This window comes from Serpentinimonas maccroryi (assembly GCF_000828915.1).
In the GTDB taxonomy this organism is placed as follows: domain Bacteria; phylum Pseudomonadota; class Gammaproteobacteria; order Burkholderiales; family Burkholderiaceae_C; genus Serpentinimonas; species Serpentinimonas maccroryi.
This window is the reverse complement of sequence record NZ_AP014569.1, coordinates 1469516-1489488: the sequence shown is the minus strand read 5'-3', so window position 1 is coordinate 1489488 and position 19973 is coordinate 1469516. Positions and strand designations below refer to the sequence as shown.

Here is a 19973-nt window from a genome sequence, read left to right as displayed (position 1 = left end):
TTTGGGTGGCAGGGCGAGGGGCTCAGGCAGCGCGCTGGGCAAAGGACCAAGCCAGCTCGGCCAGCGGCCGCGCCCCGGCCCCGGACTGGCGCGCTTGGGCGCTGGACGCGGTGCCGGCCTCGACCCGTTTGGCGATCCCCTGCAGAATCGCCGCCAGCCTGAACAGGTTGTAGGCCAGAAAGAAGTTCCAGTCTTGTTGCAGCGCCTCGGGGTCGTAAAAACCCGTGCTGGCGCAGTAGCGCTCGATGTACTCGCGCTCGCTGGGTATCCCCAGGGCTTGCAAGTCGAGCCCGGCGATGCCGCGAAACTGCCCCGGCTCGATGTGCCAGGCCATGCAGTGGTAGCTGAAGTCGGCCAGCGGGTGCCCGAGGGTGGAAAGCTCCCAGTCGAGCACCGCCAGCACTTGGGCCTGCTCGGGGTGGAATACCAGGTTGTCGAGCCGGAAGTCGCCATGCACCACGCACACGCGGCTGTCGTCGCGCGCCAGCGCCGGGATGTGGCGGGGCAGCCAGTCGATCAGGCGCTCCATCGCGGGGATGGGCTGCGTGACTGAAGCCTGGTACTGCTTGCTCCAGCGCGCGATCTGGCGCTCGAAGTAGTTGCCGGGTTTGCCGTAGTCGGCCAGTCCCACGGCCTGCACATCGACCCGGTGCAGCGCCGCCAGCACGCGGTTCATTTCTAGGTAGTGGGCGCGCCGCTGCGCCGCGCTCAGGCCGGGCAGGGCCTGCTCCCAGAGGATGCGCCCGGGCACGTATTCCATCAGGTAAAAGGCGCGCCCGATCACCGCTTCGTCGGCGCACAGCAGTTCCATGCGCGGCACCGGCACCGCCGTGTCGGCCAGCGCACGCATGAGGCGGAATTCGCGCTCGATGGCGTGCGCCGAAGGCAGCAGCTTGGCCGCCGGGCCCGGTTTGCTGCGCAGCACCCAGTCGTGCTGCGGCGTGCGCAGGCGGTAGGTGGGGTTGGACTGGCCGCCGGGAAATTTCTCGATCTGCAAAGGGCCGGCAAAACCGGGCAGATGCGCACGCAGCCACGGCTCCAGCGCGCTTGCATCGAAGGGCAGCTCGGCCGCCGGTGCGCTGGGGGCCGGGTCTGGGGTTGCCAAGGGGGCCGAGTTCGGTGCGGCCAAGTCGTGGGAGGAGGGGTCGATCATGGCCGCGGGGTGCATCCAAAAGGTTTTAGTGTTCGGCGGCGGCGATGCGCAGCAGCGCGCTGCGGTCGCACACCACCAGGCCGCCGGGTTCGATGCGGATGGCTTGCTCGCGCTCCATCGATTTGAGCTCTTGGTTGACGCGCTGGCGCGAGGCGCCCAGCATCTGCGCCAGTTCTTCTTGTGCCAGCTGCAGCCCGATGCGGGTCTCGCTCGCGTTGGCCAGGCAGGGCACGCCGTAGCTGCGCGACAGGTGCAGCAGCTGCTTGGCCAGCCGGGCGCGCAGGGGCAGGGTGTTGAGGTCTTCCACCAGCCCAAACAGGTTGCGGATGCGCCGCGCCTGCAGGCGCAGCAGGGCCTCGTAAAGCTCTACGTGTTGGGTCAGGATTTTTTGGAAATCCTTGCGCGCCACGCACAGCAGCGAGGTGGGCCCGTGGGCGTAGGCGTCGTGGGTGCGGCGCTCGCCGTCGAACATCGCAATTTCGCCAAACCAGACCCCGGGTTCGACGTAGGTGAGCGTGACCTGCTTGCCCGCCAGCGAGGTGGAGCTCACGCGCACGGCGCCCTTGCTCACCGCCGACCATTCGGTGGGCGGGTCGCCGCGGGCGGCGATCAGGTCGCCGTCCTGGAAGCGTCTGACAAAAGCGCATCGGAGGATGTCGTGCCGCAGTGAGGGTGAAAGGGTGTTGAACCAGCGACCGCTGTTGATCGCTTCGCGTTCCTGCATTGTCAGAATGGGGTCGTCCATGGGCTGTCTTGTGGGTGACTGGGGGCGGTGCGAGGTGTCACCGGGGTGACCGCGCAGGCTGGAGTACGCAATGTTTGCACGCATCGAGCGGCATGGAATTGGGGGCGGGGGTTTCATGTGCCAAAATGAGACCCAGTGAGCAAAACAAGCACGATCAAAACAAGGATTGGCAGATGATGAAGTTGGCGCTGGGCAGCGCGCTTTTGGTGGCGGTTACGCAAACGCTGGCGACAGGCTTGGGGCCGACCCAAGGCGATGTCATTATCGGTCGTCCCTTCGATATTCTGGTGCAAACCCGAACCGAGCCCGGTCAGGGTTTGGCCGACTTGTGCCTGCAGGTGCGGTTGCAGTATGGCGAATCGCAAGTGCCGGGCGCGTCGCTGAGCACCAGCTTGCAAAGCACAGGGGCTGGCGGTGAGGCCCTGCTGCGGGTGCGCAGCACCGAACCCATCAACGAACCGATCGTGACCTTGGGCTTGCAGGTGGGCTGCCAAACGGTGTTCAGGCGCACGTACACGCTGCTGGCTGATTGGGTGCCGGTGCAGGCTGTTGCGGCAGCCGACCCAGCCGCTACCGCCTTGGCTGCTCCGGCGCTTGTGCCCAGGCCCGTGGCCAACGGTGCGGCAGCCACGCCTGCCGCTGCAGACGTGGTGCCGGCAGCGCCGCCCCCAGAGCAAACCCCAATACGCTTGAGCGCGCCCGCGGCGCGGCCTGCTGGCTTGGAGCGGCTGCGCAGCAAAGCGCCGCCCCGCATGGCCCAAGTGCCTGCCGCCGCGCCGGTTGCGATCGCCACACCCGCCGCCCCGCTGGCCCCGCCCCCAACGGTGGCCGCTGGCGCGCGCTTGCAACTCGACCCGATCCCGATGCCTGCTCAGGCGTCACCGGTGGCGGCGGTTGCGCTCGAGGGCGCTGTCGCTGGCGCGCTGCCCGATGCCCCCTTGGCCGAGGTGGGTGCAGCCCAAAACGTGCTGGCCGCCCCAGAGCAGGAGTTGCTGGCGCTGCGTGCCGAGCAGGAACAACTGCGCTTGGCTCTGCAAAGCACCCAAGCTCAGTTGTTGCAAATGCAAACCCAGGCCCAAGCCGGTGTGCCCGCGGCGTGGCTTTACGGCTTGGGCGCCTTGCTGTTGTTGTTGCTCGGCGGGGCCTTGTATGCCCATCGATCGGGTCGGTTGCTGCTTTCACGCCCGGCCGCAGCCACGCCGGCACCGTGGTGGGAAACCACTTTGCCCGATCAGGCCATGCAAACCAAACCGGGCTTTGAGCCGTCGCAGCCCTTGATTGGGCCAGCGGGCGCGTCTGCGCCAGCTGCCGTGCCTGTGTCTGCTGGCCTAGGCAGCGACGCCGAGGCAACGAACCAAGCTGCCCGCGCTGAAGAGTCCACAGTGCAGCCAATGGGTGGCCCACCTGCGGTGTCTGGGCCGGCGCTCGCACCCACTACTCAGGCTCCTGCTGCGCTGCCTTTGGATTGGCTTGATGTCGATGCGGTAGCTGGGCTTGATGTGGTCGAGGGCCGTGCTTCGATGTTTGTTGAGGTGCCTGTGGCGGTGCTCGATCTGCGAGCCTTGATCGAGGTCTGGCAACAGGCCGAGTTTTTCGAATCGATCGCACAGGGCACCCAGGCCATGGAGGTGCTCAAGGCCTTTGTGGCCGGGCACGCACGGGCCAGCGAGGCCCCCTACTTGCGCTGGCTGGCTCTGGCTGCGCAAACCGGCAATGCATCCGAACTGGCCGAGGCCACCCGTTTTTACGAGAATCACTTTCAGCGCATTGCACCCAGCACCGAAGCCATCTTGGCGCAGCGCGGGCTCGAGCACAATGTGGCGCTGCTGCAAACTCTGCAGGCGCAGTGGCCGCAGACCGGCGCAGCGGCGGTCATCGAGCGCGCCTTGACCTCTCAACCCGGTGAGCCCGGTAGCGTGCTGACCGTGCGCACGCTGGTGGCTTTCGACGATTTGCTCGTCTTGACCGATGTGCTGGATGCCTTGTTAAACCCGCCCATCCCCATGCTCGATTTGGGTTTGGCCCCTGAGCCGGAACCCACGCCCCACCAACCCCCGACACCAGCATCCAAGCCCGACCCGATGTCGATCGATTTCGACCTTGGTCAGTTGGATTGGGGTGACGGCAAAGCCGCTGCCAAACCCGATCCGGATCCAAGCGCTCAGCGCTGATAGTGCAGCGACCCGGGGTTGACGATGTGGGTCGGGGTGCCTTTGATGTAGTTGAGAATGTTGTCGAAAGCGGCCGAAAAATACTGCTCGTAGCTGTTTTGCTCGACAAAGCCGATGTGCGGCGTGCAGATGCAGTTTTCCAGTCGCAGCAGGGCATGCCCCTGCAAGATCGGCTCGGACTCGAACACGTCCACCGCCGCCATGCCGGGCCGGCCGCGGTTGAGTGCGGCCACCAGCGCGTCGGGCTGGATCAGTTCGGCGCGCGAGGTGTTGACCAGCACGGCCGTGGGCTTCATCAGGCTCAAATCCTCAAAGCTCAGGCAGCCTTGGGTGCTGGCCCCAAGGCGCAGGTGCAGGCTGAGCACATCCGACTGCGCCAGCAGCTCGGCTTTCGACGCGGCGGCCTCGTAGCCATCGGCGCTGGCCTGCGCGCGCGCGGCCTCGCTGCCCCAGACCAGAACCCGCATCCCAAAGGCGCGGCCGTAGCCAGCCACCATGCGCCCAATGCGGCCGTAGCTCCACACCCCCAGCGTTTTGCCGTGCAGCACCATGCCGATGCCAAAGTTGGCCGGCATGGAGGCGGTTTTGAGGCCCGATTGCTGCCAAACCCCGTGCTTGAGGTGCGCCACGTAGTGCGGCAGGCGGCGCATGGCGGCCAGAATCAGCGCCCAGGTGAGCTCCGCCGGGGCCACCGGCGAGCCTTTGCCTTCGGCCACCGCCACCCCGTGTTCGGTGCAGGCATCGAGGTCGATGTGCGGCCCCACGGCCCCGGTCTGGGCGATCAGGCGCAGCTTGGGCAGCTTGTCGAGCAACTGGCGCGTGATGTGGGTGCGTTCGCGGATCAGCACCAGCACCTGGGCGTCGCGCAGCCGCACCGAGAGCTGACCCACACCCTTGATGGTGTTGGTGAACACCTTGGCCGGGTAGGGTTCGAGCTTGGCGGCGCAGGGCAGCTTGCGCACCGCGTCTTGGTAGTCGTCGAGGATCACGATGTTCATGGTGGCTATTGTGCCCGGCTGGCGCGGCGGCTGCGGCTGCGGCTGCGGCTGCAATAGTGGCACACGGCGCGCGGTTGGGCATTTGGGCTTAACATGGCCGCCCATGTCCAGCCTACAACTTTCTGCAGCCGCTGCCCCAGCCCTTGCCGTGCCGTGGCGCGCCGACGCGCGCGTGATGGGCTTGGTCGGGCTGGCGCACGGCAGCTCGCATTTTGGCCATCTGCTGCTGCCGCCGCTGTTTCCGCTGCTGATGCTCGAGTTTGGCCTGTCGTTCACCGACGTCGGCCTGCTGATGACGCTTTTTTTTGCCGTTTCCGGGATCGGGCAGGCGGCCTCGGGCTTTGTGGTCGATCGCGTGGGCGCGCGTCCGGTGCTGTTTGCCTCGCTGCTGCTGTTCATGGGGGCAGCCGTGCTGGCCTCGCAGGCCGATGGCTATGCGACGCTTTTGCTGGTGGCCGCACTCGCCGGCTTGGGCAACGCATCCTTTCATCCGGTCGATTTTTCGATCCTCAACCAGCGCGTGTCGGCCTCTAGGCTGGGCCATGCCTACAGCGTGCACGGCATCAGCGGCAACCTAGGGTGGGCGCTGGCGCCGGTGTTTCTGGTGGGTTGGTCGATGCTGCTGGACTGGCGCAGCGCCTACCTCGCCGCCGCCGGGTTGTACCTGCTGGTGTTCTTGCTGCTGCTCTGGCAGCGCGAGCACCTGCAATCCGAGGTGCTGCGCCGCCCGGCGGGTGCAGCGGCGGGCAGCGACTTGGCTTTTATGCGCCAGAGCGTGGTCTGGTGGTGTTTTGCCTTCTTTTTGCTCACCACCCTGACGCTGGGCGTGGTGCAAAACTACTCGGCCTCGATCTTGAAGGCGCTGCACGGCGTCAGCCTGCAGGCCGCCACGCTGACGCTGAGCGCCTACATGGTGTGCGGGGCGCTGGGTATGTTGGCGGGCGGTTTTGTGGCGGTGCAGGCGCGGCGCAGCGATTGGGTGGTGGGCGCTTCGATGGCCGCCGGTGCGCTGCTGCTGCTGCTGGCCGCCACCGGCTGGCTGGGCGGCACGGGCACCATGCTGCTGCTGGCGGCCACGGGTTTTGCGCTGGGTATCGCCGCGCCCAGCCGCGATCTGCTGATCAAGCAGGTCACGCCCAAGGGGGCCACCGGGCGCGTCTATGGCACCGTGTACTCGGGGCTGGACGTGGGCTTTGCCATCGCGCCGCTGATATTTGGCGTGTTTATGGACCGCGGCTGGTACGCCGCCACCTTGGCCGGTGCGGGGGTGGTGCTGCTGCTGTCGATTGGCGTGGCGCTGGGGGTGGGGCGGCGCAGCCCACTGCGGCGCTAACTGCCCTGCAACGCCGCGCAGGCGGCCTCGAGCAGCCCGGCGCTTTCGCACGCCAGCACCCGGCGCTGTGGCAGGCTGCGCAGCCAAGTGAGCTGGCGCTTGGCCAGCTGGCGCGTGGCGGCGGCACCTTGTTCGGCCAAGGTGGCGAGCTCGGCCGCTGTGAACTGGCAGCGCCCGCTGGCCTCGAGCGCATCCAGCGCCTGCCAAACCTGGCGGTAGCCGACGCTGCGCAGGGCCGGCAGGCCCGGGTGCAGGTCGGGGCGCTGGCGCAGGGCGCGCACCTCGTCGATCAGCCCGTGCTCGAGCATGGCGGCAAAGCGCTGCCCGATGCGCTGGTGCAGCCAAGCGCGTTCGAGCGGCTCCAGCGCCAGCAGCAGGCCCGGCTGGCCGTTGATGTGCAGCGGCTGCGGTTCGGTTGGGGTGGGGGCAATCCGCGTGCGGGTGTGAAACGACGACAGCGGCCGCCCGCTGGCGCGCCAGACTTCGAGCGCGCGCCCGATGCGCTGCGCGTCGTTGGGGCTCAGGCGCGCCGCGGTGGTTGCATCCACCGCCGCCAGCTGCGCGTGCAGCGCCGGCCAGCCCAGTTGCGCCGCTTCGGCCTCGAGCGCGGCGCGCAGCGCCGGGTGTGCGGCCGGCATGTCGTCAAGGCCTTCGAACAGCGCCTTGAAGTAGAGCAGGGTGCCGCCCACCAGCAGCGGCAGGCGACCGCGCGCGGCGATCTGCGGCAGCAGGCGCTGCACGTCGGCCACACAAGCCGCCGCGCTGTAGCTCTGGCTTGGGTCGAGGATGTCGATCAGGTGGTGCGGCACGGCGGCGCGCTCGGCCGCGCTCGGTTTGGCGCTGCCGACGTCGAGCCCGCGATAGACCAGCGCCGAGTCGATGCTGATGATCTCGAGCGGGTACTGGCGCGCCAGCGCCAGCGCCAGCGCGGTCTTGCCGCTGGCGGTGGGGCCGGCGATGGCCAGCCAGGCTGGTGGCGCGCTGCTGGGGCTGGTGGGGCTGGGGCCTGAGGCGCTGGGGTTCATCGCGCTCGCTCGGGCTGGTGTGGGGCCGGTGCGGGCTCGCCAAAGCGCTGCACCAGCGTCCAGGCCACGGCGGCGATCAGCACGCTCCAGAACCACAGCCCGTCGGTGAGCGGGCGCACGCTGGCGCCTTCGGTGCCGGTGGGCATCTGCGCCGCCAGATAGGTGCCCATGGCAAAAGCCACCATCATCATCAAAAAGCCGCTCAGCGCCGAGGCCGTGCCGGCAGCGTGCGGAAACGGCCCCACGGCCCCGCTCTGGCCGCACGGTTGGTGCATGCCGTGCGCCAAAATGAACAAATAGTAAGGCAGCATGATCGCCCAGACGCTGTGCCAGCCCAGCCAGCCCAAGGCGCCGATCAGGCTGCCGCCGCACAGCGTCAGGGCACCAGCCACGGCCACGGTGCGGCGCAGTCCTAGGCGCACGATCAGGCGCCGGCACAGCACCGTGCCCACAATGTACACCGCCGACATCGAAAACATCAGCAAGCCGTACTCGGTTTTGCTCAAGCCCAGCGCGTTGATGAACACGAACGACGAGCTGGCCAAAAACGTGAACAAACCGGCGTACGAGGCGCTGAGCAGCAGCGCCCAAGCCCAAAAAGTGGGGTGGCGCAAAATCACGCCCCAAGTGCGCAGCAGCACCGTCGGGCGCAGCGCCTGTGGGTTGGGCTGGCGCAGGCTTTCCTCGAAGCGCCACAGCACCAGCGCCATTGTGGCGGCCCCAAACAGGGCCAGCACGCCCAAGGCGGCGCGCCAACCCATCCAGTCCGACAACAAACCGCCCAGCGGCGCGCTGATGCAGGCCAGCACGCCCAAGCCGGTCAGGCCCTTGGACATCATGCGTGCGCCCTCGACTGGGGCGTAGAGGTCGCGCACGATGGCGCGCGCGCCCATCACGGCCGCGCCCAGCGCGGCGCCTTGCACGATGCGCCACAGCACCAGCTGCTCGACATTGGCGGCAAACACGCTGCCTACCGAGGCCAGCGCGTACAGCGCCAAGCCCGCCAGCAAGATCGGGCGCCGGCCATAGCGGTCTGACAGCGGGCCCCAGAACAGTTGCGAGAACCCAAAGGCCAGCAGCAGCGCCGACAGCGTGAGCTGCGCCTGGTGCATGGTGGCACCCAGGTCGAGCGTGAGCGCCGGCAGCGCCGGCAGGTACAGATCGGTGGTGAGCGGCTGCAGCCCCAGCAGCAGCGCCAGCAACAGCACCACCAGCCCAGCGGGCATGGGGGCAGGTGGCGGCTGCCGGGCCGGACTCAAATCACCCCTTGGGCCAGCATGGCGTCGGCCACCTTGACAAAGCCGGCGACGTTGGCGCCGTCGGTGTAGCTCACCGAGCCGTCGGCGCGCTTGCCGTGGCGCACGCAAGCCTCGTGGATGCCGACCATGATGCCGTGCAGGCGCGCATCGACTTCGTCGCGGTCCCAGTTCAGGCGCATGGCGTTTTGGCTCATCTCGAGGCCCGAGGTGGCCACGCCGCCGGCGTTGCTGGCTTTGCCTGGGGCGTAGAGCACGCGTTCGGCTTCGAGCAGGCGGATGGCGTCCATGGTGGTGGGCATGTTAGCACCCTCGGCCACGCACTTGACGCCGTTTTTCAGCAGGGTGCGCGCGTCGTCGGCGTCGAGCTCGTTTTGGGTGGCGCATGGCAGGGCGATGTCCACCGGCACCGCCCAAGGCTTGACGCCGGCCTCGAAGCGCGAGCCGGTGCGCTGCGCGTAGTCGCTGACGCGGCCGTAGAGGTGGTTTTTGACCTCCATCAGCTCGGCCAGCTTCTCGGTGTTGAAGCCGTCTTCGTCGATCACGGTGCCGCTGGAGTCGGATACGGTGACCACTTTGGCCCCCAGCGCCATGGCTTTTTCGACCGCGTACTGGGCCACGTTGCCCGAGCCCGAGACGCTCACGCGCAGGCCGTCGAAGCTCAGGCCCTGGCGCTTGAGCATTTCTTGGGCGAAATAGACCGTGCCGTAGCCGGTGGCCTCGGGGCGGATGAGCGAGCCGCCAAAGCTCAGGCCCTTGCCGGTAAAGACGCAGTCGGCGCGGTTCGAGAGCTTTTTCATCATGCCGGCCATGTAGCCGACTTCGCGCCCGCCGACGCCGATGTCGCCCGCGGGCACGTCGGTGTCGGCGCCGATGTGGCGAAACAGCTCGCTCATCAGCGCCTGGCAAAAGCGCATCACCTCGCCCGGGCTCTTGCCCTTGGGGTCGAAGTCCGAGCCGCCCTTGCCGCCGCCCATGGGCAGGGTGGTGAGGGCGTTTTTGAAGGTCTGCTCAAAGGCCAGAAATTTGAGGATCGACAGGTTGACCGAGGGGTGAAAGCGCATCCCGCCCTTGTAGGGGCCGATGGCCGAGCTGTGCTGGATGCGGTAGCCGCGGTTGACCTGCACGTCGCCGTGGTCGTTGACCCACGAGATGCGAAACATGAGCACGCGCTCGGGCTCGACCAGCCGATCGAGCAGCCCCTGCTCGGCGTACTTGGGGTGTTGCTGGATGAAGGGCCACAGGCTCTCGACGACCTCGGTGACGGCTTGCAAAAACTCGGGCTGACCGGGGTTGCGCTGGTTAACTTGGGCAAGAAAATCGTGCGCGCTGGCGTATTTCATGGCGGGATCGTGGTTGTAGGGGGGTGGAATGGAATAGAAAAGCGCACCGATTTTGCACCAAGTTTGTGCCTAATTTGGCCCCAATTGGCCCCATGGTGGTGCGCGCAGCCCAATTCGGCCTAGATACCGCCCTGGAATGCTTGAGAATGGTGCGCGGGCCGTTAGCGTCCGCGCAAAAAAAGGGCGTCGAGCTCTTTCAGGCTCAACTGGCGCCAGGTCGGGCGGCCGTGGTTGCACTGGTCGCTGCGCTCGGTCGCTTCCATCTGGCGCAGCAGGGCGTTCATCTCGGGGGTGCTCAGGCGCCGGTTGGCGCGCACGGCGCCGTGGCAGGCCAGGGTGGCGAGCAGTTCGTCGCGGGCGCGCTGCAGCAGCTGGGTGCCACCGTGCTGCTCGAGCTCGGCCAGCACGCCGCGCGCCAGCGCCACGGCGTCGCCTAGTGCCAAGGCAGCGGGCACGGCGCGCACCGCCAGCGTCAGGCGCGACAGGGGCTCGATCTGCAGCCCGAGCCGTTGCAACGCCTCTTGCTGCGCCTCGGCCGTGGCCAGCTCCAGCGCGGTGGCGGCAAAAGTGGCCGGGATCAGCAGCGGCTGACTGGGCAAGGTGGCGGCGGCGGCGTTCCACTGGCGCTTCAGGCCTTCATAGACGATGCGCTCGTGCGCGGCGTGCATGTCCACCAGCACCAACCCGTGGCGGTTTTGCGCGAGGATGTACACCCCGTGCAACTGCGCCAGCGCGTGGCCTAGGGGCCAGTCGGTGTCGGCGGTTGGCTCGGGTTGTGGTTGGCCTAGATCGGGGGTTGTTACTCCTGCTCCTGCTCCTGCTCCTGCTCCTGCTCCTGCTCCTGCTCCTGCTCCTTGCGTGGCTTGTGTTGCCTCGGTGCTGCCTTGGGCTGCGCTCTGCGGCCACGACCCGTAGGCCGTTGCGGATGTGGGTGTGGCTTCGGGCCTGCGCGGCCACAGCGCCGCGACATCGCTCACCTGCCGCCCAGCTAGGCCGCTTGTTGCCACGCGCTCGGGCCACGCTTGGGCGTTGGGCCAATTGCTGGCGCTGGGCCACGAGGCCAGCCCCAGCCCGGTTTGCGCCGCCGTCGCCAGGGCGGGTGGCGCGGCGGGGTGCAATGGGTCGCTGGCGTGCGCCGCAGGGGTTGGGGCCAGTTGCGGCGCGCGCGGGGCCGCCAGCACCTGCTCCAGCGCCTGGCGCACCGCCTGGTGCACGGCGCGGCCGTCGCGAAAGCGCACCTCGATCTTGCTCGGGTGCACGTTCACATCGACCCGCGCCGGGTCCAACTCCAGCAGCAGCACATACACCGGCTGGCGCTGGCCGTGCAACACGTCCTCGTAGGCGCTGCGCACGGCATGGCCGATCACCTTGTCGCGCACGAAACGGCCGTTGACGTAGCTGTACTGCTGGTCGGCGCGGGCGCGCGCCACCTGCGCCAGCCCGGCGCGGCCCCAGACGCGCAAGCCGCCGCCGCGCCAGTCGAAGGGCAGGCTGTGCGCCAAAAAATCCTCGCCCAGCACGGCCGCCATGCGCGGCGCCAGTGCCTCGGTGTTGCCCGGCAGGGGGGCGACGACGGGTTCGATGGCAATGGGCTGAGTGGCGTCGGGCTGGTAGGTGCTGGGCTGTTGGGCCCCGGATTGAGGGGCTTGGTGGGCGTTATGGGCGCGCCACTGCTCGATCAGCTTGCCCTCGTGCCAGATGGCAAAGCCGACGTCGGGCCGGGCCAGCGCGTGGCGGCGCACCGCCTCGACGCAGTGCGCGAGTTCGGTGGCGTCGCTCTTGAGGAACTTGCGCCGCGCCGGGGTGGCGTAAAACAGCTCGCGCACCTCGACCGTGGTGCCCACGCTGCGCGCCGCCGGCTGCAATTCGCCCGTGCGCCCATGCAGCAGCCAGCCGTGGGCCTCGGGGGCCTCGGCGCTGCGCGAGCACAGGCTGAGTTCGGCGATCGAGTCGATGGCGGCCAGCGCCTCGCCCCTGAAACCCATGGTGGCCACGGTTTCGAGCTCAGCCAGATCGCGCACCTTGCTGGTGGCGTGGCGCTTGAGCGCCAGCGCGAGCTCGTCGCGCGCGATGCCGCTGCCGTCGTCCTCGACCACGATCAGGCGCACGCCGCCGGCTTGCAGCCGCAGCGTGAGCTGGCGCGCCCCGGCGTCGAGCGCGTTGTCGATCAGCTCGCGCAGCACCGAAGCCGGGCGCTCGATCACCTCACCGGCGGCGATCTGGCTGATAAGCGCGTCGGGCAACTCGCGGATCGGCCGCCGCGGCTGGGTGCGCGCGCTGGCAGCGGGCGCTGCGGCGGCGGGGCTGTCGAAGGGGGCGGTGCTCACGCCGGGGATTGTAGGGGCGGGCTTAATTGAAGTGGCGCGGTGCATTCATGCGGTCGTGCAGCACCCGAACGACGGCGATGCCGTAATCGGTCACACGCAAGTAGATCACGTGCCGCTCAACGAGCCAGCGGCGATGGTCTGGCCGGATGTGCGCGCAACTTGGCGCTTTTTTGGGTGATTCAGCCAGTTCGGCAAAAGCTGCCGTCATGCGCTCAATGTAGCGACGCGCCTGCTCGATTCCCCATTGTCGTGCCGTATAAGTCCAGATCGATTCCAGGTCACGCTCTGCCGCTGGGGTCAGGCGGTACTCAGCCATGGGCGGCCAGCATTCTGTGTTTGAACGCGGCCAGGTTGAAGGGGCGTGGTTCGCCGCTGGCCTCGCCCTCGTCTAGGGCGGCACGCAGCGCTTCGATCTCGGCGCTGCGCTCCTGCTCGCGCCGGATCAGGTCGCGGATGCAATCGCTGTCGTTGGAGTAGTGCCCAGCGTCGATCTGGGCTTTGACCCAGTTGTCTTGCTGATCGGTCAGGGTGATGGTTTTGCGCACAGTGCTCATGGTGGTGCCTCTAAGGGTCGAGTGTAAGCTGCGCCAGAGGGCTGATCAAGTGCAAGTTTTTAGCAATTGCACGCTGCTGTGCACAACTTTGCACTCCTGCGCCGTGTGCGCTTAGCTGTTGCTCGCGCACGATGCGCCCTTCCAGCGCCAGCACCGCCGTTGCCTAGGCGCCGGCGCGCAGCTCGTTGCGACAGTTGCCGGTCTGGCTGGCCGCGCCGAAACCAAGAGCCGGGCCGGGTTGGGCGGTGGCTTGGCTTACAGCCAGCGCCTGACTGTACTCTTATAGGCCGCGTAGCGCGCGCCAAACAGCGCCGCCAGGGCGCGCTCCTCGGGTGCGATCTGAAAGCGGTTCAGATACAGCACGAACAGCGGTGCCAAAGCCAAGGCCAGCGGGTTCGACAGGTAGGCCGCCCACGCCAGCAGGCACAGCAGTTGGCACAGGTACATCGGGTTGCGCGAGAAGCGAAACACGCCCCCGGTGACCAGTGCCGTGGTGCGCATGGGGTGGTTGGGGTGGATGGTGGTGCGGGCGCGCCAGCAAGCAGCCACGGCCACGAGGCCGATGGCCAGACCCAAGCCGAGCAAGGCCGCAGCCAAAGCGATGCGCCAAGCCCAAGGCAGCGGCGCCACCCACATGGGCGCGAGCCACATCAGCAGCGCCAGCAGCAGCACCAGCGCCGGGGGCGGGAGCTTGAGTTCGAGCCAGTGCATTGCATTAAATAACCGTGCAGCGCGCCCTGGCATCGCTAGGCTGGATGGGCGGCGGGCTTGGCCTCTCAGCCTCTCAAGCCGCCGCAGTCACGACGGCCGTGCCGCTGGCCGACACCATGAGCATGCCGTTGCCTTGGCCCATGACCTCGTAGTCCAGATCGACGCCCACCACGGCGTTGGCCCCCAGCTCGCGGGCGCGCTGTTGCAGCTCGGCCAAGGCGATGTCGCGGGCTTTTTGCAGTTCGCGTTCGTAGGTGGCGGAGCGGCCGCCCACCAGATCGCGGATGCCGGCAAACAGGTCTTTGAATACGTTGGCGCCCAAGATCGCTTCGCCCGTGACCACGCCGCAGTAGCGGGTGATGCGCTGGCCTTCGATGTTGGGGGTGGTGGTGACGATCATGCAAATGCTCCTTTGGGTGTGCCCAGTCTGTGGCCATGGCATTATGGCCCGGCAGGTGCAGGCGGGCAAGCGTGAGTCCGGAGCAAACGCGCAGGAGCAAGCCCGCCTTGCCGGTAAAATTCCTACTTTAGACTGTCCGAATTCCACCCATGTCCGCTTGGCTGTTGCCGGATCACATCGCCGACGTTTTGCCCTCCGAGGCCCGGCACATCGAAGAGCTGCGCCGTGCCCTGCTCGATGCGGCGCGCGCGCACGGCTACGAGCTGGTGCAGCCGCCCCTGCTCGAACACCTCGACTCGCTGCTCACCGGCACTGGCGAGGCGCTCGATTTGCAAACCTTCAAACTGGTCGATCAGCTCTCGGGGCGCACGCTGGGCCTGCGCGCCGACACCACGGCCCAGGTGGCGCGCATCGACGCGCACCTGCTCAACCGCAGCGGCCTGACGCGGCTGTGCTACTGCGGCCCGGTGCTGCACACGCGTTCCGAGCGGCCGCTGGCCAGTCGCGAGCCCTTGCAGTTTGGCGCTGAGCTCTACGGGCACGCCGGGCCCGAGGCCGACCTCGAGGTGATCGAGTTGGCGCTGGCCTGCTTGCGGGCCGCGGGCATGCGGCGCATGGTGCTCGACTGCGGCGACGTGCGCATCGTCGATGCCCTGCTCGATGGGCTGCAACTGCCCGCTGCGCTGGTGCAGCGCCTGCACGCCGCGCTGGCGGCCAAAGACGTGGCCACACTGCGCGAGGCCGGGGCCGCTCTGCCCGCTGCCACGCTGCGCGCCTTGTTGGCCCTGACCGAGCTGCATGGCGACGCCAGCGTGCTGGAGCAGGCCGAGCGCGTGCTCCCGCCGTCGGCGGCGCTGCAGCGCGCGCTGGCCGATTTGCGCCGCTTGGCGCAGTCGGTGCAGCAGGCGCTGGCCACGTCACTAGACGGGAGCCATGCCTCTGGCGGTGCTCGGGCACCGGACAGTGCAGCAACCAAGGCCGCCATTGACATCGAAATCGGCTTCGACCTAGCCGACCTGCGCGGCTATGCCTACTACACCGGTTTGCGTTTCTCGATTTTTGCTGCCGCCCACCCCGGGCAGGTGCCGCAGGAACTGGTGCGCGGCGGCCGCTACGACGAGGTGGGGGCCGTGTTTGGCCGCTGCCGCCCGGCGGCGGGCTTCAGCCTCGATTTGAAAGAGCTGGTTGCGGTGCTGCCGCGCCCGGCGCCGCAAAAAGCCATTTGCGCCCCTTGGGGCCACGACGCCGCGCTGCGCCGCGCCATCGCGGACTTGCGTGCCCAAGGCGAGGTGGTGCTGTGCGCATTGCCCGGCCACGAGCACGAAGTCGAAGAATTCGAGTGCGATCGCGCCCTCGTGCCCCATGATGGGGCTTGGGTGCTGCAAGCGCTGCCTCCCTCTCCATGAACCCGTCCACCTCCACCTCCACCTGCCAGGCTTGGAACCAAACCCTATGAGCGCATCCCCCTTTCAGGCCCGTCCCGGCCGCAACGTGGTCGTCGTCGGCACCCAGTGGGGCGACGAAGGCAAGGGCAAACTGGTTGACTGGCTCACCGAAACCGCGCGCGGCGTGGTGCGCTTTCAGGGCGGGCACAACGCCGGCCACACGCTGGTGATCAACGGCGTGAAAACGGCGCTGCACCTGATTCCCAGCGGCATCATGCGCGCCGGCGTGGTCTGCTACGTGGGCAACGGCGTGGTGCTGTCGGCGGGCAAGCTGCTCGAAGAAATCGTGGGCCTCGAGCGCGCCGGGGTCGAGGTGCGCTCGCGCCTGCGCGTAAGCGAGATCTGCCCGCTGATTCTGCCCTTTCACGCCGCGCTCGACGTGGCGCGCGAGCTGGCCAAAGAGCGCGCCGGCACGGCCAAGATCGGCACCACCGGGCGCGGCATCGGCCCGGCCTACGAAGACAAAGTGGGGCGGCGTGCGCTGCGCGTGCAAGACCTGCGCCACCCCGAGCGCTTTGCCGCCAAGCTGCGCGAGCTGTTGGCCTACTACAACCAGCAACTGGCGGTGCTGGGCAGCGCTGAGGTCGATTGGTCGGCCTGTGCTTGGTTGCAAGGCCAGTCGCTGGCCGCCTTCATGCAGGGCGGGCAGATGCAGTTTGAGCCGGTGCTGGCCCAAGCGCAACAACACGCGGCGCTGCTGGCGCCCATGGTGGCCGACGTGTCGCGCGAGCTCAACGAGGCGCACCGGCGCGGCGTGAACCTGCTGTTCGAAGGCGCCCAAGGCACCTTGCTCGACGTCGATCACGGCACCTATCCGTTCGTGACTTCCAGCAACTGCGTGGCCGGCACCGCTGCGGCGGGCGCTGGCGTCGGGCCGGGGCTGTTGCACTACGTGCTGGGCATCACCAAGGCCTATTGCACCCGCGTCGGCGGTGGCCCGTTCCCGACCGAACTCGACTGGGAAACCCCCGGCACCCCGGGCTGGCACATGGCCACCGTGGGCGCCGAAAAGGGCACCACCACCGGGCGCGCGCGCCGCTGCGGCTGGTTCGACGCGGCGCTGCTCAAGCGCTCGGCCCAGGTCAACGGCCTCAGCGGCCTGTGCATCACCAAGCTCGATGTGCTCGACGGCCTGAGCGAGCTGCAGCTGTGCGTGGGCTATCGGCTCGACGGCGAACTGATCGACCTGCTGCCGCTGGGCGCCGACGAGATCGCGCGCTGCGAGCCGATCTACGAAACCCTGCCCGGCTGGAGCCAGCCCTCGGCCGGCGTCACGCGCTACGAAGACCTGCCGCCCAACGCCCAGCACTACCTCAACCGCATCGAGACCGTGACCGGGGTGCCGATCCACGTGGTGTCAACCAGCCCCGACCGCGACCACACCATCTTGCTGCACCACCCCTACCACGGCGCGGTGGCGTGAAACCAGGGCAGATTGTGGAGCAGGTGCGAGTGGAAGATCCGGCTGAGGAGCTGCCCCAAAGCGGCGTTGGTTTGCAAGCAGCGACCGCGCTCATCCACCACCCCTACCAGCCGCCGGCGGGCTTTGATGCCCTGCCACCGGGCGTGTTTAAGGCCTCGACGGTGTTTTTCCCCAACGTGGCGGCGTTGCGCGCGCGTCAGTGGAAAGACAAATCGGGCTACACCTACGGCCTGCACGGCACCCCCACCACCTTCACGCTCGAGGAGCGCCTCGCCAGCCTCGAGGGCGGCGCGCACTGCCTGCTGTGCCCCAGCGGGCTGTCGGCGCTGGCGCTGGTCAATTTGGCCTTCTTGCAAGCCGGTGACGAGGTGCTGCTGCCCGACAACGCCTACGGCCCCAGCAAAGAGCTGGCTCTGGCCGAATTGCGCGCCTATGGCATCAGCCACCGCGTCTATGACCCGATGCAGCCGGCCGATCTGGCGGCGCAGATCGGCCCGGCCACGCGCCTGGTCTGGCTCGAGGTGCCGGGATCGGTCACGCTCGAATACCCCGACCTGCCGGCGCTGATGCAGGTGCTGCAAGCCGCGAACGCTGCGCGCGCTGGGCAGGGTAGCGGGCAGGGCTGCGGGGGGAGCAGTGGGCTGGCCGGTGGGCGGGGCGGCGATCAAGCCACAGCAGCCACCCAGCACAGCCTCGCCGCCGCCCCACCGCGCCCGATCCTGAGCGCGCTCGACCACACTTGGGGCGCGGGCATCGCCTTTTGCGGCTTCGACTTTGGCGTCGATGTGGTGCTGCAGGCCCTGACCAAATACCCCAGCGGCGGCGCCGACGTGCTCATGGGCTCGGTGGTCACGCGCGCGGCGGCGCTGCACCGCCAGCTGCTGCACACCCACATGCGCCTCGGGCTGGGGGTGGGCGCCAACGACGCCGAACTGGTGCTGCGCGGCTTGCACACCCTGCACCTGCGCTATCGGGCGCAGGACGCCACCACGCGCACGCTGGCGCACTGGTTGCAGGGCCAGCGCGGCGTGGCGCAGGTGCTGCACCCGGCGCTGCCCGGATCGCCCGGCCACGCGCACTGGCAGCGCGACGCGCACGGCGCCGCCTGTTTGCTCAGCCTGCTCTGGCAGCCGCATATTCGGCCCGAGCAGATCGACGCCTTTTGCGACCGGCTGCGCCTGTTTCGCATCGGCTACAGCTGGGGCGGCCCCGTCAGCCTGTGCGTGCCCTACGACCTGCCCGCCATGCGCAGCCGCACTTGGCCGCCGCGGCCCAGCCCGGCCGGGCCGCAGCCACCCGCACACGGCCCGCGCTTGGTGCGCCTAGCCATTGGGCTCGAAGACGTGGCCGACTTGCAGGCCGACTTGGCGCAGGCGCTGGCGGCGCTGGACTGGTGAGCGCAGAGCGTCCTTGCCAGTTTTGGGCGTTTGGGCTGGCGGCATCAAGGGCCGCAATAGCCTTGCGCAGCCCACCAGCCTTTGCTCGCGCGCCGCTCAGCCCCGCGCCAGCAGCGGGCGCAAGTGCGGCCAGACCTGCTCGAGGATGATCGGCTGCGCGGCCTCGTTGGGGTGGATGCCGTCGCTCTGGAACAGCGCCAGCGGATCGGCGGCATCGGCCACGCCGGCGAGCATGAAGGGCATGAGCGCCGCCTGCTCGGCCCGCGCCACATCGGCATAGATCTGACGAAACTCCTGCCGGAAGCGGGCGCCAAAATTGGGCGGCATGTCCATGCCCAGCAGCAGCACGCGCGCCCGCACCGCACGGCTGGCGCTGGCCATGGCGCGCAGGTTGGCGCGGGTTTGCGCCATGGGCAGGCCGCGCAGGGCGTCGTTGGCGCCTAGGGCGATCACAACTAGGGCTGGCTGATGCGCTCGCAGCAGCGCCGGCAGGCGGGCACGCCCCCCGGCGGTGGTCTCGCCGCTGATGCTGGCGTTGAACACCTGCACCCCGGCTGGCCCCTGGCGCTCGAGCCGCTGTTGCAGCAGCGCCACCCAGCCGGTGCCCCGGCGCAGGCCGTATTCGGCGCTGAGCGAGTCGCCCAATATCAGCACGCGCCGGTTGCCGCTAGGGCTGGCGGGCCTTGCTGGGGCGGCTGGGGTGGCAGGGGTGGCAGGGGTGGCAGGGGTGGCAGGCCTTGCCGGGCTGGGCGGGGTCGCTGGAGCGGCTGGCGTGGCCGGGATGGCTGGGTTTGCTGGGCTGGCGCGCGCCATGCCGGTGGCCGCGCAAAGCCCCAGCAGCGCGGTGGCGGCAGCACAAGCGTTAAAGTGGCGGCGTGTGGTTCCCAAAGCAAAAGGCGGTTTCATGGCAGAGGTGGTGATAGCGGTGCGCAAGCTGCGCAAGTCGGTGGCGGATGCCGCAGGCGAGTTGGAGATTTTGCGCGACATCGAGTTCGAGCTGTTGCGCGGGCAAAGTGTGGCCATTGTGGGCGCATCGGGTTCGGGCAAAAGCACTTTGCTGGCTTTAATCGCTGGCTTGGATACTCCCAGCAGCGGCACGGTGGTGCTCGATGGGCAGGATCTGTTTGCCCTCGACGAAGACCAGCGTGCCGCCTTGCGCGCACTCAAGGTGGGGTTTGTGTTCCAGAGCTTTCAGTTGCTCGCCAACCTCACGGCGCTGGAAAACGTCATGCTGCCGCTCGAATTGGCCGGGCGCCGCGACGCGCGCGCGGCGGCCACGCACATGATGCAGCGCGTGGGCTTGGGTCAGCGCTTGGGTCACTACCCCAAGCTGCTCTCGGGTGGCGAGCAGCAGCGCGTGGCGCTGGCGCGCGCCTTCGTGGTGCGGCCGGCGGTGCTGTTGGCCGACGAGCCCACCGGCAGCCTCGACTTTGCCACCGGCGAGCGCGTGATGGAGCTGATGTTCGAGCTCAACCGCGAGCACGGCACCACGCTGGTGCTGGTGACGCACGACCGCGCCATCGCGCAACGCTGCCAGCGCCTGATCACGGTTGAGGCCGGGCGGGCGCTCGAGGTCGCTGACGCACCGGCTTGAGCGGCTGGCTCGGGCTGGCTTGGTTGGCCCCCTCGTTTGGGTTTGTCAGTGCGACAGCCAGTGCGCCATCTGGCGCTACAGGGCTGGCGGATAATCAG

Annotated in this window: 18 protein-coding genes; 6 read left to right on the top strand and 12 right to left on the bottom strand. The window is 68.5% G+C overall.

Annotated elements, in window-relative coordinates:
* Positions 1–22 precede the first annotated feature (22 nt).
* Both SMCB_RS06850 and SMCB_RS06845 read right to left on the bottom strand, forming a co-directional pair.
* A complete protein-coding gene (locus tag SMCB_RS06850; protein ID WP_082027439.1) occupies positions 23–1153 on the bottom strand; it encodes a phosphotransferase in 1131 nt (376 codons plus the stop codon).
* A 25-nt stretch (positions 1154–1178) separates the two neighbouring features.
* Positions 1179–1898: a Crp/Fnr family transcriptional regulator gene (locus SMCB_RS06845; RefSeq protein ID WP_045535893.1), complete on the bottom strand. Its 720-nt coding sequence runs from the start codon at positions 1896–1898 to the stop codon at positions 1179–1181.
* A 173-nt stretch (positions 1899–2071) separates the two neighbouring features.
* Between SMCB_RS06845 and SMCB_RS06840 the strand changes: the two genes are divergently transcribed.
* Positions 2072–4069 (top strand): hypothetical protein, encoded by a 1998-nt coding sequence (locus tag SMCB_RS06840; protein WP_144400293.1) that lies wholly within the window; start codon positions 2072–2074, stop codon positions 4067–4069.
* Here the strand turns inward: SMCB_RS06840 and SMCB_RS06835 are convergent.
* Positions 4060–5067 (bottom strand): D-2-hydroxyacid dehydrogenase family protein, encoded by a 1008-nt coding sequence (locus SMCB_RS06835; RefSeq protein ID WP_045537782.1) that lies wholly within the window; start codon positions 5065–5067, stop codon positions 4060–4062. The genes SMCB_RS06840 and SMCB_RS06835 overlap by 10 nt on opposite strands.
* A gap of 103 nt (positions 5068–5170) precedes the next feature.
* Between SMCB_RS06835 and SMCB_RS06830 the strand changes: the two genes are divergently transcribed.
* Complete coding sequence (locus tag SMCB_RS06830; RefSeq protein WP_045535891.1) at positions 5171–6400, top strand: MFS transporter; 1230 nt, start codon at positions 5171–5173, stop codon at positions 6398–6400.
* On the opposite strand, the gene miaA is transcribed toward SMCB_RS06830, so the two are convergent.
* The 8 genes from miaA to SMCB_RS06790 all read right to left on the bottom strand — a co-directional run bounded on the left by miaA (position 6397) and on the right by SMCB_RS06790 (position 14016).
* Positions 6397–7425 carry a tRNA (adenosine(37)-N6)-dimethylallyltransferase MiaA gene (gene miaA / locus SMCB_RS06825; protein WP_045535890.1) on the bottom strand — a complete coding sequence of 343 codons (1029 nt, stop codon included), beginning with the start codon at positions 7423–7425 and terminating at the stop codon, positions 6397–6399. The two genes, SMCB_RS06830 and miaA, sit on opposite strands and share 4 nt — an antisense overlap.
* Positions 7422–8651 (bottom strand): multidrug effflux MFS transporter, encoded by a 1230-nt coding sequence (locus SMCB_RS06820; protein WP_045535889.1) that lies wholly within the window; start codon positions 8649–8651, stop codon positions 7422–7424. The genes miaA and SMCB_RS06820 overlap by 4 nt, the downstream gene beginning before the upstream one ends.
* A gap of 29 nt (positions 8652–8680) precedes the next feature.
* Positions 8681–10024: an NADP-specific glutamate dehydrogenase gene (gene gdhA / locus SMCB_RS06815; RefSeq protein WP_045535888.1), complete on the bottom strand. Its 1344-nt coding sequence runs from the start codon at positions 10022–10024 to the stop codon at positions 8681–8683.
* A 161-nt stretch (positions 10025–10185) separates the two neighbouring features.
* Positions 10186–12396, bottom strand: coding sequence for a DNA mismatch repair endonuclease MutL (mutL, locus tag SMCB_RS06810; RefSeq protein ID WP_082027280.1), 2211 nt, complete (start codon positions 12394–12396; stop codon positions 10186–10188).
* On the bottom strand, positions 12374–12667 hold the full coding sequence (locus SMCB_RS06805; protein WP_045535886.1) for a type II toxin-antitoxin system RelE/ParE family toxin: 294 nt from the start codon (positions 12665–12667) through the stop codon (positions 12374–12376). Before SMCB_RS06805 ends, mutL begins: the two co-directional genes overlap by 23 nt.
* Positions 12660–12905 carry a type II toxin-antitoxin system ParD family antitoxin gene (locus SMCB_RS06800; RefSeq protein ID WP_045535885.1) on the bottom strand — a complete coding sequence of 82 codons (246 nt, stop codon included), beginning with the start codon at positions 12903–12905 and terminating at the stop codon, positions 12660–12662. The genes SMCB_RS06805 and SMCB_RS06800 overlap by 8 nt, the downstream gene beginning before the upstream one ends.
* Before the next feature lie 255 nt (positions 12906–13160).
* Entirely contained in the window at positions 13161–13616 is a 456-nt protein-coding gene (locus tag SMCB_RS06795; RefSeq protein ID WP_045535884.1) for a methyltransferase family protein, read from the bottom strand.
* Positions 13617–13689: 73 nt separating this feature from the next.
* Positions 13690–14016 carry a heavy metal-binding domain-containing protein gene (locus SMCB_RS06790; RefSeq protein WP_045535883.1) on the bottom strand — a complete coding sequence of 109 codons (327 nt, stop codon included), beginning with the start codon at positions 14014–14016 and terminating at the stop codon, positions 13690–13692.
* Positions 14017–14165: 149 nt separating this feature from the next.
* Here SMCB_RS06790 and SMCB_RS06785 point away from each other — a divergent pair, with 149 nt between their 5' ends.
* From SMCB_RS06785 to SMCB_RS06775, 3 genes are read left to right on the top strand one after another with little or no spacing between them, the layout of a single operon-like run.
* Positions 14166–15422 (top strand): ATP phosphoribosyltransferase regulatory subunit, encoded by a 1257-nt coding sequence (locus SMCB_RS06785; protein ID WP_045535882.1) that lies wholly within the window; start codon positions 14166–14168, stop codon positions 15420–15422.
* Positions 15423–15468: 46 nt separating this feature from the next.
* A complete protein-coding gene (locus tag SMCB_RS06780; protein WP_045535881.1) occupies positions 15469–16884 on the top strand; it encodes an adenylosuccinate synthase in 1416 nt (471 codons plus the stop codon).
* Between the two features lie 29 nt (positions 16885–16913).
* Complete coding sequence (locus SMCB_RS06775) at positions 16914–18281, top strand: PLP-dependent transferase (protein ID WP_231851173.1); 1368 nt, start codon at positions 16914–16916, stop codon at positions 18279–18281.
* A 96-nt stretch (positions 18282–18377) separates the two neighbouring features.
* Here SMCB_RS06775 and SMCB_RS06770 read toward each other — a convergent pair whose 3' ends face one another.
* Positions 18378–19187 (bottom strand): arylesterase, encoded by an 810-nt coding sequence (locus tag SMCB_RS06770; RefSeq protein WP_231851172.1) that lies wholly within the window; start codon positions 19185–19187, stop codon positions 18378–18380.
* Here SMCB_RS06770 and SMCB_RS06765 point away from each other — a divergent pair.
* Positions 19186–19875, top strand: a complete 690-nt coding sequence (locus tag SMCB_RS06765; protein ID WP_045537777.1) for an ABC transporter ATP-binding protein — start codon at positions 19186–19188, stop codon at positions 19873–19875. The two genes, SMCB_RS06770 and SMCB_RS06765, sit on opposite strands and share 2 nt — an antisense overlap.
* Positions 19876–19973 lie beyond the last annotated feature (98 nt).